At 65.3% G+C, this 18,022-nt stretch carries 8 protein-coding genes; all 8 read right to left on the bottom strand.

Translation table 11 applies throughout. The annotated features are described in order from the left end of the window. Window positions 1-107: 107 nt before the first annotated feature. The 8 genes from ACORQU_RS18330 to ACORQU_RS18295 all read right to left on the bottom strand — a co-directional run bounded on the left by ACORQU_RS18330 (window position 108) and on the right by ACORQU_RS18295 (window position 17,876). Complete coding sequence (locus tag ACORQU_RS18330; protein ID WP_491642464.1) at window positions 108-2,387, bottom strand: methyl-accepting chemotaxis protein; 2,280 nt, start codon at window positions 2,385-2,387, stop codon at window positions 108-110. A gap of 47 nt (window positions 2,388-2,434) precedes the next feature. After that, window positions 2,435-2,989, bottom strand: a complete 555-nt coding sequence (locus ACORQU_RS18325; RefSeq protein WP_491642463.1) for a Tar ligand binding domain-containing protein — start codon at window positions 2,987-2,989, stop codon at window positions 2,435-2,437. Window positions 2,990-3,295: 306 nt separating this feature from the next. After that, a complete protein-coding gene (locus ACORQU_RS18320; protein ID WP_491642462.1) occupies window positions 3,296-6,079 on the bottom strand; it encodes a methyl-accepting chemotaxis protein in 2,784 nt (927 codons plus the stop codon). A 305-nt stretch (window positions 6,080-6,384) separates the two neighbouring features. Beyond that, a complete protein-coding gene (locus tag ACORQU_RS18315) occupies window positions 6,385-8,634 on the bottom strand; it encodes a methyl-accepting chemotaxis protein (protein ID WP_491642461.1) in 2,250 nt (749 codons plus the stop codon). Window positions 8,635-9,721: 1,087 nt separating this feature from the next. After that, the gene (locus ACORQU_RS18310) at window positions 9,722-11,887 is read right to left on the bottom strand and encodes a methyl-accepting chemotaxis protein (RefSeq protein WP_491642460.1); all 2,166 of its coding nucleotides are present in this window, start codon (window positions 11,885-11,887) and stop codon (window positions 9,722-9,724) included. Between the two features lie 380 nt (window positions 11,888-12,267). Continuing rightward, the gene (locus tag ACORQU_RS18305) at window positions 12,268-14,607 is read right to left on the bottom strand and encodes a methyl-accepting chemotaxis protein (protein WP_491642459.1); all 2,340 of its coding nucleotides are present in this window, start codon (window positions 14,605-14,607) and stop codon (window positions 12,268-12,270) included. 13 nt (window positions 14,608-14,620) lie between these two features. After that, window positions 14,621-15,382 carry a transporter gene (locus ACORQU_RS18300; RefSeq protein WP_491642458.1) on the bottom strand — a complete coding sequence of 254 codons (762 nt, stop codon included), beginning with the start codon at window positions 15,380-15,382 and terminating at the stop codon, window positions 14,621-14,623. Between the two features lie 256 nt (window positions 15,383-15,638). Continuing rightward, window positions 15,639-17,876 carry a methyl-accepting chemotaxis protein gene (locus ACORQU_RS18295; RefSeq protein WP_491642457.1) on the bottom strand — a complete coding sequence of 746 codons (2,238 nt, stop codon included), beginning with the start codon at window positions 17,874-17,876 and terminating at the stop codon, window positions 15,639-15,641. Window positions 17,877-18,022: the final 146 nt, after the last annotated feature.

Genomic DNA, 18,022 nt, shown 5'->3' with positions numbered 1-18,022 from the left:
GAGGTGTTCCTGTGGACGGCGGCAGTCCTGCTGCTGCGCTCAGGATCGTTAACGGCAGGCGGCCGTGTGAATTGAGCCGCCTGTCCGTCGGCCAGCGCTGGCCGCCCTCAGAATTCCTGCCAGTGGGCTGTGGCGGCCACGCTGCTGGATTCCTGCCGCTTGCGTGCTGCGCCCGTCCGCGCCGCCGGCGCCTTTGGCTTGGTGGCGGATTTGACGGGCCCGGAAGTGGTGTTGGGGCGCACGCGGTTGGCGTCGAGCAGGCGGCTGACTTCGGCCTGGGCGCCGGCCTGGGCGCGATGGGTGCGGAACACCGCCACGGTGTCGTTGAGTTGGCTCGCCTGCTCCTCCATCGCGCGCGCCGCGGCGGTGGCTTCCTCGACCAGGGCGGCGTTCTGCTGAGTGGTCTCGTCCATCTGGGTGATGGTCAGGTTGACCTGTTCGATACCCGAGGACTGCTCCTGCGAGGCCGCGGCGATCTCACTCATGATGTCGGTGACCCGCTGCACGCTGGTCACGATCTCGCCCATGGTCTTGCCGGCTTGGTCGACTAGGGCCGAGCCATTGGCGACCTTGCTCACCGAATCATCGATCAGGCCCTTGATCTCCTTGGCCGCGTTGGCCGAGCGCTGGGCCAGGGTGCGCACCTCGGAGGCGACCACGGCAAAGCCGCGGCCCTGTTCGCCGGCACGCGCGGCTTCCACCGCGGCGTTGAGCGCCAGGATGTTGGTCTGGAAGGCGATGCCGTCGATGACCGAGATGATCTCGGCGATCTTCTTGGAGGAGGCTTCGATGTCGGACATGGTGGTGACCACCTGACCCACGACCGCGCCGCCCTTGGAAGCCACGTCGGCGGCGCCGACGGCCAGCTGGTTGGCCTGGCGTGCGTGCTCGGCGTTCTGCTTGACCGTGGAGGTCAGCTCCTCCATCGAAGCGGCGGTCTCCTCCAGGTTGGCGGCCTGCTGCTCGGTCCGCACTGACAGGTCGCTGTTGCCGGCGGCGATCTCACTGGAAGCGGTATTGATGTTGCCCGCCGCATCCTGGATGCGGCTGACGATCTCGGTCAGCCGCTCGATGGTGGCATTGCCGTCGTCGCGCATCGCGGCGAACACCCCATGGAACTCGCCCTGCATGCGATGGGTCAGGTCGCCGTCGGCGATGGCGCGCAGCAGACCGGACAGCTCGCCCAGGCTCTGCTCGCTGACTGCCATCATGTTGTTGAGGTTGCCGATCATCTCGGCGAAGTCGTAGTCGAAGCGATCCACCTCGCCGCGCGCGGTGAAGTCGCCCGCCGCCGCCGCCGCGGACAGCCGCTTGATCTCGGTATTGATGCCCAACATGCTCGTGCGCACGTCGTTGACCGCCTGGCTGACCACGGCCTTTTCGTTGGGCAGGTCGTCCATGCGCTGGGACAGGTCGCCCATTGCATAGCGCTTGGCCATCTCCACCACGCTCATCTTGACGGCGATGTGGGTGGCGACCAGTACGTTGGTGCCACGGACCATTTCGCCGTACTGACCGGGGAAGGCGTCCTCGTCGATGCGGTAGCTGATCCAGCCTTCGCCGTGCTGGCGGCCCATTTCCTGCTGCGCATCCAGCACATTGTGGATGACCTTGCGCATGCTCAGCAGGTCGCGCATCAGCGCGCCGATTTCATCGCGCGAGGGCGGCGCGACCTGGGTCTCCAGGTTGCCCTGGGCGACGGCGCGCGAGAGGGTCACGGCCGCCTCTAGCTGGCGGGTGATGCCGCGCGAGATGAACCAGCCGATCGCAGCTGCCAGTGCCACAACCAGCGCGAGCGTGATCAGGATCAACGCCTTGGTCTGGCGCAGGTCCGACCGGGTCGCGTCCATTTCGCTCTGGAGCTTGGCCAGGGCGTGATCGGTCAGGGCAACCAATTGCTTGAACAAGTCCCGGCGCAGCGGCCGTGACTGGTCATCGGAGATGGTCTGGGCCGCGGCCACATCGTGCTGACGAATCGCTTCATCCAGCTGGCCGCTGGCGGCCAGGTAGCGCCCTAGCGTGTCCTTGGCCTGGGCGTACATCTCTTTTTCTTTCGGGTCGATCAGCGATTTCTCGATGACGCCCTGGGTTGCGGCCACCTCGTCGCGCACCTTTTGTTTGCGCTTGAAGTAATCCTCCACCGCCTTGGGATCCTCGGCGCGGGCGATCTGGGCCAACTCATAGGTGCGGAACTCGCCGAGCTGGGCGCGGATTTCCGCCATGGCCTGGGTGCCCGGCACCCAGTCGTTCTGGATGCGGTCGAATTCAGTGATCGAGGTCGCCGTGCGGCTGAAGGTGAAGGCCCCCAGCGCCATGGACAGTAGGGTGATTCCGGCAAAGCCGATCGCCAGCTTGACGCCGATCCTGAGGTCGTTGAACCAGTTCATTGTGACGTCTCCTCGGCGCGGTTGGCCGGTTGCAGTGGTGTGGTGGTTTACCGCGCGGCCAACGGCTGGGCGGCCGGCAGGCGGTAGGTGTCTTCGGTCAGGGCGACGATCGCCTTGAACAAGGCGCGGCGAAGCGGCTGGGCCTCGGCGATGGCGAGCTGGTCGGCCTTGGCGTGGTTGCCGTCGTGCACCGCGGCCTCGATGCGCGCATGGGCGTCCAGATAGGCGCGCAGGCGTTGCTTGACCTCCTGCACCCGTGGCGCGTGCTGCGCCGGCGGATTGGTGGCTTCGTAGTCGGCCAGTGCCTGGGTGGCGCGCTCCAGGGAGGCAGCGATGCGCTTGTCGTAGTCGGCCACGGCTGCCGCATCGTCCCCGTGGGAGACCTGGGCCAGTTCATAGGCGCGCATCTCGGCCAGTTCGGCGCGCAGTTCGTGCAGGGCCAGGGTCGCAGGCGCCCATTGGGTCTGCAGGACGACCAGGCGGTCCTGGGTACGGTTCAAGGGGGCGGTGCCGAGTTCCTCCACCGTCACCAACAGGGCCAGAACGGCCAGGCAGATTCCGACCATTCCCAGGCGGATCTTGAGACGAACGCGACGGTTCATGTGACGCTCCTGAGCGTGAGCTCTTCCAGTGAGTGCAGGGGTCGACGGAGAGTGTTAAGGCGGTGTGACAACAGCAATATCGGCGTGCTGACGCGCTTTCTTGAAGAACGCGTGAGACGTGGCAATCCGCGCTGATGTGCGTTGAATCACAAATTCGCCACGTCTTCGACCAAGGTCTTGCAGGCAGGCGGGGCATCCACGAAGCGGCTTGTGCTGGCGCCCAGCGACGCATCGGCGCAACAAAAAGGCCGCCCCCGGGAGGGGGCGGCCGATCTCGGTCCGGCGACGGCAGCAATCGCTGCCGCCTCAGAACTCCTGCCAATGCGCGCCGTCGGCGGCCTGGGTGGCGGTCGCCTTGGGCATCGCGCGTGGAGCCGGACGCGCCGCCGGAGGCGGGGCCTTGCGCGGCGGCGCGCTCCGGGTCGCGGCCACTAGCGTCGGTCGCGACGGCGTGGCCGGTGCCGAGGCGCTCAGCTTGAACAGCGACACGGTCTCGCTCAGGCGCGTGGCCTGTTCTTCCATGGCGCGCGCCGCGGCGGTGGCTTCCTCGACCAGGGCGGCGTTCTGCTGGGTGGTCTCGTCCATCTGGGTGATGGTCAGGTTGACCTGCTCGATACCCGAGGACTGCTCCTGCGAGGCGGCCGCGATCTCGCCCATGATGTCCGTCACCCGCTGCACGCTGGAGACGATCTCGCCCATGGTTTTGCCGGCCTGGTCCACCAGGGCCGAGCCATTGGCGACCTTGCTCACCGAGTCGTCGATCAGGCCCTTGATCTCCTTGGCGGCATTGGCCGAACGCTGGGCCAGGGTGCGCACCTCGGAGGCGACCACGGCAAAGCCGCGGCCCTGTTCACCAGCGCGGGCGGCTTCCACCGCCGCGTTGAGCGCCAGGATATTGGTCTGGAAGGCGATGCCGTCGATGACCGAGATGATCTCGGCGATCTTCTTGGAGGAGGTCTCGATGTCGGACATGGTGTTGACCACCTGACCGACGACCGCGCCACCCTTGGAAGCCACGTCGGCGGCGCCTGCTGCCAGCTGGTTGGCCTGGCGGGCATGCTCGGCGTTCTGCTTGACGGTGGAGGTCAGTTCCTCCATCGAAGCGGCGGTTTCCTCCAGGTTGGCGGCCTGCTGTTCGGTACGTTGAGACAGGTCGTTGTTGCCCGAGGCGATTTCGGTGGAAGCGGTATTGATGCTGCCGGCTGCCTCCTGGATGCCGCCCACGATCTGCGCCAGCTTGTCGCAGGTGCCGTTGGCGTCGTCGCGGATCTGGGCGAAGACCCCATGGAAATCTCCCTCCATGCGTACGGTCAGGTCGCCGTCGGCCAAGCCCGAGAGCAGCTTGGAGATTTCATCCAGGCTGGAGGCATTGGATTCCAGCAGTTCGTTGAGCTGACGCGCCAGTTCCAGAAAGAAGCCGTCCTTGTTGTCGGTGCGCACGCGCCGGTCCATCTGGCCGGCCGCGGCGGCCTTGACGATAGAGGCCACTTCTTCTTCGACCATCACCTCGATGGTGCGATCGGCCCACTCGACCACATACCCCTGGGTCTGGCCGGCCTCGTCGGTGATGGCGTTGATGATCAGGCGCATGGTCCGGCCGCCGACGCGGATCTGGGCACGGTGGGTGCCCTTGAGCTGGGCCAGCATCCGGGCCTGATGTTCGGGATGCTTGTGGAACACGTCGATGTTGCTGCCCACCAGCGCGTCTGCGTTGAACTGGGGCAGGTCGCGGCGCAAGTCCTCCTGGGCCTCGCGCAGCATGGCCTGCAGCGGACTGTTGACGTAGACGATGGTGCGGTCGCGGTCGGCAATCATCACGTTGGTGGTGACGCTTTCCAGGGCCGAACGGATGCGCAGGCTCTCGCTGGCGATCACCGCATCGCGATCGATGCGCGATTTCAGGTTGGATTGCATGCGCTGCATGGACTTCATCAACTCGCCGACCTCGTCCTGCGCGGAGGTGTCGATGCGGCCGTCGAGCCTGCCTTCGGCCACGTCGTGGGCGATGGCGCCGGCGCGCGCCAGCGGGCGGCTGACCAGGCGCCGGGCGACGATGAAGACCAGGGTCGCCAGGGCCACGATCGCCAGCAGCGACAGGCCCAGCATGCGCAGCATCAGACCATGCAGGGTCGCGGTCAGGGCGGTGCGCGGCTCGACGCCGATCAGGGTCCATTTCCAGGGGCCGAACGGCTCGGCACTGGCCATGACCGGAACCGGGTTGGCGTTGGTCGAGGGTGCGAGCGCCAGGGTCGCGCTGCCGCCCTTGCCGTCGATCAGCGCGGCAAGGGCGGCCTTGTCCTCGGGGGCGACCAGGCTGTCCACGCGGGCGCCTTCCTGCCCGGAATGAACCACCAGGGTGCCCTGTTTCTCGCCAGCCGCGGTGTCGACGATCATGAAATAGCCGTCGTCACCGACCTTCATGCCACGCACCTGCTCCTTCAGCGCGGCCAGGCCGGCGCCGTAGTCGACGCCCACGAACAGGATGCCGATGACCTTGCCGTCGGCGTCGGCCACCGGGCGGTAATGGGTCATGTAGTCGCGTCCGAACAGTCGCGCGCGCCCGGTGTAGGGCTTGCCAGCCAGCATCAGTGCGTAGGCGGGGTGGGTGTGGTCCAGCGCGGTGCCGATCACGCGCTCGTTCTTGTCGTTGGTCAGCGAGGTGGACAGGCGCACGAAGTCATCGCCGGTGCGGCTGAAGATCGTGGCCACCGCACCGGTGCTGGCGGTGAAGCGGTCCACCAGGCGGTAGTCGCCGCTCAACGGCTTGCCGCCAAAGGTGAGCTGGGGCACGGCGAACTTGCCCAACTCGACCACCGACGCCGCGTCGCTGGCGATCGGCCCCGCCGGCAGCATCGCGGCGAAGCCGCCGGTGAGCCGTTCGGTGTCCTCGGTCAACGAGCGGTCGTAGAGGGCGATGGTGTCGTGCAGGACATGGGTGGCCGTCTCCAGACCATGCTGGGTCTGAGTCTCGTAGGCCGAGGCGGACTGGCGGTAGGCCAGCCAGGTCAGCAACAGCAGGGCCGTGGCGGTTGCCGCGGTCACCATCAGCGCCAGGCGTAGGCCGATGGGAAGCTTGGAGAGTCTGTTCATGGAGGGCGATCCATTGGCGGTCTGGCGCGGCGCGTGATCCATGTCGCGCGATCCCAGATATCGTTGTGGTGCGGGACGCCCACCACGGGCGTGTCTGTATCGACAGGGTTATCGGCAGCAGAACCTTGGAATTGAATGTCGGTGGACGGCGTGTGGGTCATCATGTCCAGTGATACTTGCCGGCACTCGCCCCGGTCGTATGGGACGGGCCGGTGGCCGCAGATTGGTTGCGTGCCCAGTCAAAGAAAAAGCCTGGCCGGAGCCGGGCTGTCTCGTCTGGTGTCGGGGTGAGCCGGATGGCGGGATTAGAGTTCTTCCCAGTGCGCTTCGTTGCCCGCGGCGGCCGTGGAGGCCTTGGCCATGCTACGGGGCGGGGGCGCCAGCTTTCTTGGCTTGACCTGGGGGCGCGATGCGGTGGACAGCTTGGTCGCGCGTGCGGGCTGCGTCGCTATCGTCTCGGGATGGCCGAGTTTGAACAGCGACACGGCCTGACTCAACTGGCCGGCCTGCTCTTCCATCGAGCGCGCCGCGGCGGTGGCCTCCTCGACCAGGGCAGCGTTCTGCTGGGTGGTCTCGTCCATCTGGGTGATGGTCAGATTGACCTGCTCGATGCCCGAGGACTGCTCCTGCGAGGCCGCCGCGATCTCGGCCATGATGTCGGTCACGCGCTGCACGCTGCTCACGATCTCGCCCATGGTCTTGCCGGCCTGGTCGACCAGGGCCGTGCCGTTGGCGACCTTGCTCACCGAATCATCGATCAGGCTCTTGATCTCCTTGGCGGCATTGGCCGAACGCTGGGCCAGGGTGCGCACCTCGGAGGCGACCACGGCGAAGCCGCGGCCCTGATCACCGGCACGGGCGGCTTCCACCGCGGCGTTGAGCGCCAGGATGTTGGTCTGGAAGGCGATGCCGTCGATGACCGAGATGATCTCGGCGATCTTCTTGGAGGAGGCTTCGATGTCGGACATGGTGGCGACCACCTGACCGACCACCTCGCCGCCCTTGGAGGCCACGTCGGCGGCGCCGACGGCCAGCTGGTTGGCCTGACGGGCGCTCTCCGCATTCTGCTTGACCGTCGAAGTCAATTCCTCCATCGAGGCGGCGGTCTCCTCCAGGCTGGCGGCCTGCTGTTCGGTACGTTGAGACAGGTCGTTGTTGCCCGATGCAATCTCGCTGGAAGCGGTGTTGATGCTGCCTGCCGCGTCCTGGATGCGGCCGACGATCTCGGTGAGACGTTCGACGGTCGCATTGCCGTCATCGCGCATCGCGGCGAACACCCCATGAAACTCGCCCTCCATGCGATGGGTCAGGTCGCCGTCGGCGATGGACTTCAGCAGGACCGACAGCGCCGCCAAATTCCCGTCAGCGGTGGCCATCAGCTGGTTGAGGCTTTCGATCATGGCGCGGAAGTCGTACTGGAATGCCTCGGCATCGCCGCGCTTGCCGAAATCACCGGCGGCCGCTGCGTCCGCCAAATGCTTGATCTCTTGGTTCATCGCGGTCAGGTTCTGCTTGACCGTCTCCATGGTTTGGGTCAGCGCGGCCTTTTCGCCGGGCAGGTGCTCCATGTCTTCGGACAGGTCGCCGATGGCGTAGCGGCCCATGATCTGCGCCAGGCGTAGATTCAGTTCCACCTGAGAGGAGATCAGTGCATTGCTATCGCGGACCATGCGTCCGTAGTCGCCGGGGAAGGCGCCTTCGTCCATGCGGTAGCTGATCTGGCCGGCGTCGTGGCGTGCGGCCATCTGGGTCTGCGCAGCCAGTACGGCCCGCAACTGCTGCTGCATACGCCCCATGGCATTCAGCAGTTGGCCTGGCTCGTCGCGTGCGCTGGTCCGAACATCGCTGTCCAGCTCACCCTGGGCAATGGCTTCGGCCACACGCGTGGCGCGGATCAGGGGCTGGGTCAGGCTGCGCATGATCAACCAGGCCAGCAGACTGCTGACCAGCAGGACGAAGACGCTGCCGATGACCAGGACGCTCTTGGAGCGCTGCATCAGCGTGGTTGCAGTCGTGTAGGCTTCGCGGCTTTGAATGCGTTGACGCTCGATGAAGGCGCGGATGCCCTCTTGCCACTCCATGACGGCCGGACGTGCCTTCTGGTTCAGCAAGGTCTGAGCTTGGAGATTCTCGTTGGTCGAACACAGCTTGATGACCTGATCATTGATCTTGCCGGCGACACTCCGCTTTTCATCCATCGCGGCGCGGAGCTTGCGTCCGGCCTCGCTACTGGAAAAATTTTCGAACTTGCCACGCAGGTCTTGGTAGCGCTTTCGTTGCTCAGTGATGCCGGAAAGCGCGGTCTGGATCGTGCTTTGATCATCGGTTGTCGAGCACACGCCCAGCGCGTTGAGGATGGCGAAGTTGGCGTCCAGCATCTGGTTGCCGAGGTCGACCTTTTCCATGCGGTCCAGGACGATGATATCCAACTGCTCACGGGCACTGCTCATGCCGACAAAGCCGGTGACGGCAAGACCTGCCGAAAGCAGGATCAACAACGCGAAGGCTGCGGTGAGGCGATAGCCGACGTTGTAGCGTTGCAAGAGAGCGTTCATTAACTTGATCTCCATGTCCCGTCAGGACGATATTTAACTGTGATGGACCGCCGAGCAGGTGAACTGGGGCCGATGTCAACGCCGCGAGGAATTCGCTCAGGCGGGAATATGTATCGACGATAGGCCGGGCATACTTTAGTAATGCCTTCAAGGAAATTTCCTGCATCACTGCAGGTTGAAGTTTTCAAGCCGGCGCAATACTGCGGTCGATTCATCAGTCTTTCGATGAATACGCGATGGACGTTGGCCGGGTTCACCAAAGATCGGAGAGCGGTTAATCGATAATCAAGTGATAGGGTTAATGTTTATCCCGGTTGAGATTGCCGCGGTCCGGGGCATTTGACCTATCGAGCATCTATCGTGAATCGGACTTGCTCCGACGCACAGGTGTGACGGAATTATCGTTAGTGCACGCAGGAGGCATGGCGGCGGTGACGCCGGGCACAAGGCGGCCAACGCAACGATCGGTGACATGCGCAGGGCACGAGTGGAAAGTCCGCTAACGCTGGGCGCGGACAAGACGACGAGGCATCGAACCTCGCCAGGCCTGCACGGGATCAGGGTTACCTCGCGGTTGGTGCCAGCGCAGAGAGCACGTGTTACCCACGCTCGCAGACCAAATGCGAGTTGATCGAACATGGCTTGGCCGGATCGAGCCGGTGAGCGGTATTGGACAAGGAACGGTGCGTGATTTGCACAGGGCCGATTAGGCCTCCCGATCGAGCACCACTATCTACACCCTGACGCGCACGCGTATTCCGGGGCCGTGGCGCTCCCCCGAAGGGAGCGGCGGTCCGAAGCGGGCGGGGTCGTGTCCTTAGCGTTGAGGGGCATGAGTCGGCGCCCCCTGGCCAATCGTCCATCCCGGTGGTCAGGAAGCAGGATATGACGGCGTTGCCGCGTTGCTGGGCGAATGCTTGTTCGTCAGCCTGAGCGCCACTAGACGCGACAGACGCAGCGCGGGAGGGCGGCGGTGAGGCCGTCCGCAGGTCATCGGACGGCGTGCTCCAGGCTCAGCGAGCCTGCCAGGACTCATGGTCCACCGCGATCCCCCGCGCGTTACGCCTGCCTTCGACGGCTGTGTTGCCTAGCACGGTAGTGGTGCTGGTCGTGCCACCGTTGCGCGACGGTGCGGCTTTGGCTGGGCGATGGAGGTGGACTGATTGGCCAGCTTGAATAGCGAGACCGTCTCGGTCAGGCGTGTGGCCTGTTCTTCCATCGAGCGCGCCGCGGCGGTGGCTTCCTCGACCAGGGCGGCGTTCTGCTGGGTGGCCTCGTCCATCTGGGTCACGGTCAGGTTGACCTGCTCGATACCCGAGGACTGCTCCTGCGAGGCCGCCGAGATCTCGCCCATGATGTCGGTCACCCGCTGCACGCTGGACACGATCTCGCCCATGGTCCTGCCAGCCTGGTCGACCAGGGCCGAACCATTGGCGACCTTGCTCACCGAATCGTCGATCAGGCCCTTGATCTCCTTGGCCGCGTTGGCCGAACGCTGGGCCAGGGTGCGCACCTCGGAGGCGACCACGGCAAAGCCGCGGCCCTGTTCGCCGGCACGCGCGGCTTCCACCGCGGCGTTGAGCGCCAGGATGTTGGTCTGGAAAGCGATGCCGTCGATGACCGAGATGATCTCGGCGATCTTCTTGGAGGAGGTCTCGATATCGGACATGGTGGTGACCACTTGACCGACCACCGCACCACCCTTTGAGGCCACGTCGGCGGCGCCGACGGCCAGTTGGTTGGCCTGGCGGGCATGCTCGGCGTTCTGCTTGACCGTGGAGGTCAGCTCCTCCATGGAGGCGGCGGTCTCTTCCAGGTTGGCGGCCTGCTGCTCGGTACGTTGAGACAGGTCGTTGTTGCCCGAGGCGATCTCGCTGGAAGCGGTATTGATGCTGCCTGCCGCGTCCTGGATGCTGCCCACGATCTGCGCCAGCTTGTCGCAGGTGCCGTTGGCGTCGTCGCGCATGGCGGCAAAGACACCGTGGAACTCGCCCCTCATGCGCTGCGTCAGATCCCCTTCGGCGATCGCCCTGAGCAGCACCGACAGCGACTGGAGGCTTGTGTCGGCGGTGGACATCAGGCGGTTCAGGTCACCGACCATGACCCGGAAATCGTGGTCGAAGGCCCGCTCGTCGCCGCGTGCGGTGAAATCGCCCGAAGCCGCCGCGCCGGCCAGGCGCTTGATCTCGGTATTGATCGCCAGCAGGCTGGCCTTGGCGGCATCCATCGATTCATGCAGAACCGCACGGCTGCCGGGCAGGCGGCGTGCGTCGCGGCGCAGGTCGCCATTGGCGTATTCGTTGAGGACGCCAATGGCATCGACGATGGCATCCAGGTGCTCGAACATCATCGTGTTGATGCCCTTGCTCAGTTCGCCATACACGCCGGGAAAGTCCACCGGCATGCGATGGGAGATGTCCTTGTCGGCGTGCAGTTCGATCATGCGCGCGGTCTCGCTGGAGAAGCGTTGCAGCTGCAGCTGCATGCCGCCCATGGCCTTGAGCAGCCGGCCGCTTTCATCGTTGGCCTCGGTGCGCACATCATTGTCCAGGTTGCCGGCGGCGATGGCCTCGGCGGCGCGGGTTGCACGTGCCAGTGGCACCGTCAGGCTGCGCGTGATGGCCAGGGCAAGCAGGCCGCTGATGAGCAGTACGGCCACGCCGCCGCTCATCAACATCCATTTCCCGCGCTGCATGGACGCCACGGCCTGGGCATAGCTGGCCGAACTCTGCTTTTCCTGCATGGCGAGGTTTTGGGCGATGCTGGCCTGCCAGGCCAGCATCGCAGGCCGCGCCTGCTCGCTCATCAAGGTTTGAGCCTCGATGTTCTTGTTCTGCAGGCCCAGCGCGATGACTTGATCGTTCAAGGCCCTGGCGATGTCGCGGTTACGGTCGATCTCGTCGCGATTCTTACGGGCCTCCGCCGAGGCAGGAAACGCCTCCATTGCGTCACGTGCAGCCTGGTACGCGTCGCGTTCGCGCTTGATGGTGGCGATGGCCTGCTTGTTCAACTCCTCGGTGGTGGTCATGAGCAGGGTGCCCATGGCAATGAAGATGTTGGAATTTGCATCGCGCATCGCGCTCCCCAGGCGCGTTTTCTCGATATTGACCTTGACGATGTTGTCCAGCTCACTGCGTGCGCTGGAGAGGGTGACCATGCCGACTGCGACCAACAGCCCCGACAGCAAAATGAGCACGCCAAAGGCGGCTCCCAGGCGGCGACCTACGTTGTAGCGTTGCAGGAATTTGTTCATGTTCAAGTCTCTGGAAGAGCCACGAATGGAAGGTGTCGGCGGCGCGGAGAACTGCTTTTGGGTGAAGAAATATTCACGTCGCTGCTCTGATAGCGACTCACCTAAATCGAACTGAAGTTTGCTTCTACGTAGAATCACAACTACACAAGTTGTTCGTGGTTGAGGGCGTTCCAACGGCGCCCGACGGTGTGCGGTGTTGCTCAGCGTTGCAAGGAGCGTTCCGATTCGAGGCAGTCGAGCTCTGTCATGAGGCGGAGAAGCCGTTGGGTCTGCGACTGCACGGTGCGGCCCAAGGCTGGCAAAGCGTAGAGGCCATAAAGAAGGCCGCGCTCCCGGAGGAGCGCGGCCTTCTGTGTCGCATCGGGACGGCGGCGCTGACCTTAGCGTTCAGCTCCACTGGCTTCGGCGGCGGCCACCAGCTTGGGCTTAGCGACCAAGTGGGGCTTGGTCTTGGGCGTGGGGGCCGCCGTGCCTTCGAGCCTGCTACTGCGCGGGGCTGAGTTCGGGGTGGCCGTCAACCGGAACAGGGAGACTGTTCCGATCAATTCCTGAGCCTGCTCCTCCATCGAGCGCGCGGCTGCGGTGGCTTCCTCGACCAGGGCGGCGTTCTGCTGGGTGGCCTCGTCCATCTGGGTGACGGTCAGGTTGACCTGCTCGATGCCCGAGGACTGCTCCTGCGAGGCCGCCGAGATCTCGCCCATGATGTCGGTGACCCGCTGCACGCTGGTCACGATCTCGCCCATGGTCTTGCCGGCCTGGTCCACCAGGGCCGACCCATTGGCCACCTTGCTCACCGAGTCGTCGATCAGGCTCTTGATCTCCTTGGCGGCATTGGCCGAACGCTGGGCCAGGGTGCGCACCTCGGAGGCGACCACGGCAAAACCGCGGCCCTGCTCGCCGGCACGCGCGGCTTCCACCGCGGCGTTGAGCGCCAGGATGTTGGTCTGGAAGGCGATGCCGTCGATGACCGAGATGATCTCGGCGATCTTCTTGGAGGAGGTCTCGATGTCGGACATGGTGGTGACCACCTGACCGACCACCGCGCCACCCTTGGAGGCCACGTCTGCAGCGCCGACGGCCAGCTGGTTGGCCTGGCGGGCGTGCTCGGCGTTCTGCTTGACCGTGGAGGTTAGCTCCTCCATGGACGCGGCGGTCTCTTCCAGATTGGCGGCCTGCTGCTCGGTGCGCACCGACAGGTCGTCGTTGCCTGCGGCGATCTCGCCGGCTGCGGTATTGATCGCCATCGAGGCGTGTGTGATCCGGCCCACGATGTCGGCCAACTGGTCGGCGGTGGCGTTGGCATCGTCGCGCATGGTGGCGAACACGCCCTGGAAGTCACCTTCCATGCGCACGGTGAGGTCACCGGCGGCCAGCGCACTGAGCAGTCGCGAGACCTCGGCGATGCTGGCCGCGTTGGCGTCCAGCAGACCGTTGAGTTGCTGTGCCAGCATCAGGAAGAAGCCCTGCTTGCCCTGTTGGTCGATGCGCTGAGAGAGGTCGCCGACGGCGGCGCTGCGCACCGCGGCTGCGATTTCCGCTTCCACCTGGGCCTCGTCGGTGCGGTCGCGCCATTCGCAGACAAAGCCCAGGTGCGCGCCGCCGGCACCGCGGATGGCGGTGATCTCCTGCGCGATGCACACGTCGCCATAGCGGACCTCGCGTTGTGCCGAGCCCTGGCGATCGAGCTGCTGGTAGATCTCCGCATCCTGCGAGTTGCCGACTTCCAGCAATGCCACCGGCTGGCCAAGCAGGGGCAGGGACCGGTTGAAGGCCGGCGCGCAGGCCTGGATGTCCTCGGCGTGGGTCTGCAGCAGGGTCTGCAGCGCGGTGTTGGCATAGATGATGGTGAGGTCGGGATCGGCGATGTACATGCCGGTCGAGGCGTTGTCCAGGGCCGTGCGGATGCGCAAGTTCTCGGCGGCGACGCTGCGTTCCTGCTCGATCTGTTCGCGCAGCTGCTTCTGCATCCGCGCCAGCGCCGCCATCAAGCTGCGTCCATGCTTGGCTGCGACCGGGATCGGCTGATCCAGGCGGCCTTCGGCGATGTGCTGCGCCGCGGCCATCGCCACCCGCGGTTCGCCGCCAAGCAGTTGCGCGACCGATCGGATGATCCAGCCGGCGGCGCCAGCCAGGCATAGCACCGCCACGATCACCGCGCCGGCCTGCTGCCAGGTCGCGCGCCGGCTTTGCTGTTCGGCGGCTTCTCGGCTTTGTTCGTTCAGCGCCACGATGCGGTCGCTGATCTCACTCATGCTGGTTTCCAGGCGAGTGAATTGGTCGGTGAAGTCGCTGTAGGCAGCGCGGTTGTCAGCTTGGCTTTCGGTCAGCGAAAGCACCTTGTCGGCGGCGGTGATGTACCGCTGCAGGGTTGGGGTCACCGCATCGAGCTGGGCGCGCAGGGTGGGATCCAATGGCAGCTTGCGGTTTTCGGCCAGTGCCTGGTGGAATTCGGCGGCGTGTTCGCCCAGCGAGTCACGTGCGGCCTTGAGGCCGTCCGCATCCTGCTGCGTTGCGGCCAGCATAGCGGCGGTCACGTCGCTGCGAAGTGCGTCGTGCATCATGTCGGCCTGCATGTGGTTGCGCAGCGCATCGGAAGACACGACCTGCGCGGAAACCGAACTCAGCAGGCCCTGCCGTGCGAAGTAGCCGACGCCGCTCAGTGACAGCAAGGCGAGAACCGCCACCAGCACCAGGATGGCGAGCATATGCATGATCTTCATGGGTCCGGTTCACTCAGAAGCGGAAGGACAGGCCCGCGCCGACCGCGTGGTCGGGCGAGCGGTCGTTGAGGCCGTGGCTGTAGACCACGTCCACCTGTACATCCTGGTTGAGCAGCCAGGCCGAACCGACATTCAGCTGGGCGAGGGTGCCGCCGTCGTCGTGATGCGCGATCTGCGGGAGTGCCACTTCCACGAACGAGCGGCTGCGTTCGCTCCATGCCTTGCCGATCACCGCGCCGAAGATTCCGGCGGTGTAGCGGTGCCCATCCTCGTCCGCGTCGTGGATCAGGCCAGGCATGACGCCGGCCGAAACGCTGTCGCTGAGTTCCCACTCGGCCACCAGGCGCAACGACGTGCGTGCACCGCGGCCGCGCACACTGTGTGCGCCGCTGGGCAGATCGACATGCAGCAGCCAGGCCAGTGTCGCGCCGCCGACCTCGCTGGTCAGATGACGCTTGACGCCCAATGAGACGTCGGAGAATCCGGAGTCTCGCCCGCCGGCTGGGGCGTCCACGGTCTGCCAGCCGTCGGTTTCCAGGCGGAGTTCCCAGTCCGGGCCGATGCCGTAGCGGAACAGGGTCGGCGTGCTGTACCCGTCGAGACCGTCATCGCGTTCCCAGGCCACGCTGGTTTCCACCTGCAGGCGGCGGTCGCCGACCGTCAGGCTGGATTCGACGAAATCGGGGCGGTCGGTGGCGATCGGTTCCGACTGGGCCTGGGCCAGGTTGGCGATACTGCACAAAGTCAGACAGCTGGCGAGTGCGAAGGGCTTCATGGCGACTCCAGACGTGTTCGTGATGGAATGCGATGGGCCCCGGGCGCGCGAAAGGCGCGTGCGGTCGTCGTCCTTGCGCTTGCCCACTGGTGGTGCAGTGCTGGTTTCTATATCGGCGCAGGATTGGCCTTCTTGAGCGTGTGACCCTGTCCGAAGGGGGCTGGCGCAACGCGTCAGCCCGTCGTGGTGGGTGAGGTGGCCATATCGCGAGGCGCTGATAGCGCCTCGCGATGGCCGCCGTGCGACCTTACGGTTTTTAGAACTCCTGCCACTGCCGATCTTCCGCGGTCGCGACTGCGCGCGATGCCGTGCGTTGCAGGCGCGCGACCGGCCCGGAAGATTTGGGGGTGGCGTGGGTCTGGACGCGAGCGGGACGCTGCGCGGGCGGTGCTGCGGCGATGGTCGTGGCGGCATCGAGTTTGAACAGGGCCACGGCCTGGCTCAGTTGTCCGGCCTGTTGCTCCATCGAGCGCGCGGCGGCGGTGGCTTCCTCGACAAGGGCGGCGTTCTGCTGGGTGGCCTCGTCCATCTGGGTGACGGTCAGGTTGACCTGCTCGATACCCGAGGACTGCTCCTGCGAGGCGGCCGCGATCTCACTCATGATGTCGGTCACCCGCTGCACGCTGGTCACGATCTCGCCCATGGTCTTGCCGGCCTGGTCGACCAGGGCCGAGCCGTTGGCCACCTTGCTCACCGAGTCGTCGATCAGGCCCTTGATCTCCTTGGCCGCACTGGCCGAACGCTGGGCCAGGGTGCGCACCTCGGAGGCGACCACGGCAAAGCCACGGCCCTGTTCGCCGGCACGGGCGGCTTCCACCGCGGCATTGAGCGCCAGGATATTGGTCTGGAAGGCGATGCCGTCGATGACCGAGATGATCTCGGCGATCTTCTTGGAGGAGGTCTCGATGTCGGACATGGTGGTGACCACCTGACCGACGACCGCGCCGCCCTTGGAGGCCACGTCGGCGGCGCCGACGGCCAGCTGGTTGGCCTGGCGGGCGCTTTCCGCGTTCTGCCTGACCGTGGAGGTCAGCTCCTCCATGGAGGCGGCGGTCTCCTCCAGGCTGGCGGCCTGCTGTTCGGTACGCACCGACAGGTCGCTGTTGCCGGCGGCGATCTCGCTGGCGGCGCTGTTGATGCTGAGCGCAGCGGTCTGGATGCGGCCCACGATGTCGGCCAACTGCTGGGCGGTGGCGTTGGCATCGTCGCGCATGGTGGCGAAAACGCCCTGGAAGTCGCCTTCCATGCGGGAGGTGAGGTCGCCGCCGGCAATGGCCTGCAACAGGATGGACAGGGCCTGCAGGTTGCTGTCGGCGGTGGCCATCAACTGGTTGAGGCTGTCGACCATCAGTCGGAAGTCGTATTGGAAGCGCTCGGCGTCGCCACGGACGCTGAAGTCGCCGGCCGCAGCGGCACCGGCCAGATCCTTGATCTCGCGGTTCATCGCGGTCAGGTTGTACTTGACCGTGTCCATGGTCTCGGTGAGCACGGCCTTCTCGCCGGGCAGGCGATCCATGTCCTCGGACAGGTCGCCAACGGCGTAGCGGCCCATGAGCTGTACCAGGCGCATCTTGACCGCGATATGCGAAGCGGCCAGCGCATTGCTGTCGCGGACCATGCGCCCGTAGTCGCCGGGGAAGGCGGTCTCGTCCATGCGGAAGCTGATCTGGCCGGCGTCGTGGCGCTGGGCCATCTCCACCTGCGCGGCGAGCACCGCCTGCAACTGGCTCTGCATCTTGTCCATGCTCAGCAGCAGCGCGCCCGCCTCGTCCTTGCTGCGCAAGTCGATTGAATTGTCGAGCTTGCCGCGGGAAATGGAATCAGCCACGCCAATGGCGGCGCCGAGCCGCTTGAGCAACTGCCGGCGGATCAGCACCGCCATGCCGATGGCGGCCGTGATGACCAGCAGGTTGCCCACCAGGACCGCCCACTTGTTCTGCGCGCGAACCTTGGCCAGCGTTGCGCTGCGCTCGGCCAGCAGGGTGCGCTCTTCGTTGTCGAACGCGCTGAGGATCTCGCGAATCGACTTCATGACGGCGCGGTCGGGCGCCTGATTGAACTGGGAGGCGATCTGCGCCATGTCGCTGGAGTGTTCGCGCACGGCGATGATCTGCTGTTCCACGCGGACCAGCTCATCGAACGCGGTATGCAGCTTCTGCAGCCGCGTCTGCTGATTCGGGTTGTCCTGGGTCAGGCGCTTGGCTTCGGCGAAGTTTTTCTCAAAGCTGGCCTGGCCGTCGGTGAAGGGCTGAAGACTCTCCTTTTCGCCTGACAGCAAGTAGCCGCGCGCGCCGGTTTCGACGTTGAGGGCGTCGGCTTTCATCAGCTCGCCGGTGGCCAGCACGTTGTAGGTATGGTCGTTCATGTCTGCCGCCGCGTTCAGCGAGGACAGGCTGGTCAGACTGATGGTGCCGATGATCAGGGTGATCAGCACGATGGTGGCGAAACTGAGTGCCATCCTGGCGGAAAGACTGAGGTTCTTGAATGTCGTCATCGCAGTGGTCCAGATGGTGAGAGTCGGGGTGTCAGGAAGCGCGTCGTGTTCTTGGAAGATGTCTTGTCTGTGATGGATCTGAACCGACAACTCCCGGTGAATTCATCTTGTTGTTTTTGATGAGGCGTTCCGGCTTGGCTTTTGGC

The organism is Pseudoxanthomonas sp. JC1303 (assembly GCF_058448525.1).
The sequence above is the reverse complement of the archived record's forward strand: the minus strand, read 5'-3'. Positions and strand labels throughout refer to the sequence as shown.

What these genes read in the sequence shown, in the direction of transcription:
- ACORQU_RS18330 (WP_491642464.1), bottom strand. Translation starts at nt 2,387, where the DNA reads ATGAACTGGTTCAACGACCTCAGGATCGGCGTCAAGCTGGCGATCGGC.
- ACORQU_RS18325 (WP_491642463.1), bottom strand. Translation starts at nt 2,989, where the DNA reads ATGAACCGTCGCGTTCGTCTCAAGATCCGCCTGGGAATGGTCGGAATC.
- ACORQU_RS18320 (WP_491642462.1), bottom strand. Translation starts at nt 6,079, where the DNA reads ATGAACAGACTCTCCAAGCTTCCCATCGGCCTACGCCTGGCGCTGATG.
- ACORQU_RS18315 (WP_491642461.1), bottom strand. Translation starts at nt 8,634, where the DNA reads ATGAACGCTCTCTTGCAACGCTACAACGTCGGCTATCGCCTCACCGCA.
- ACORQU_RS18310 (WP_491642460.1), bottom strand. Translation starts at nt 11,887, where the DNA reads ATGAACAAATTCCTGCAACGCTACAACGTAGGTCGCCGCCTGGGAGCC.
- ACORQU_RS18305 (WP_491642459.1), bottom strand. Translation starts at nt 14,607, where the DNA reads ATGAAGATCATGCATATGCTCGCCATCCTGGTGCTGGTGGCGGTTCTC.
- ACORQU_RS18300 (WP_491642458.1), bottom strand. Translation starts at nt 15,382, where the DNA reads ATGAAGCCCTTCGCACTCGCCAGCTGTCTGACTTTGTGCAGTATCGCC.
- ACORQU_RS18295 (WP_491642457.1), bottom strand. Translation starts at nt 17,876, where the DNA reads ATGACGACATTCAAGAACCTCAGTCTTTCCGCCAGGATGGCACTCAGT.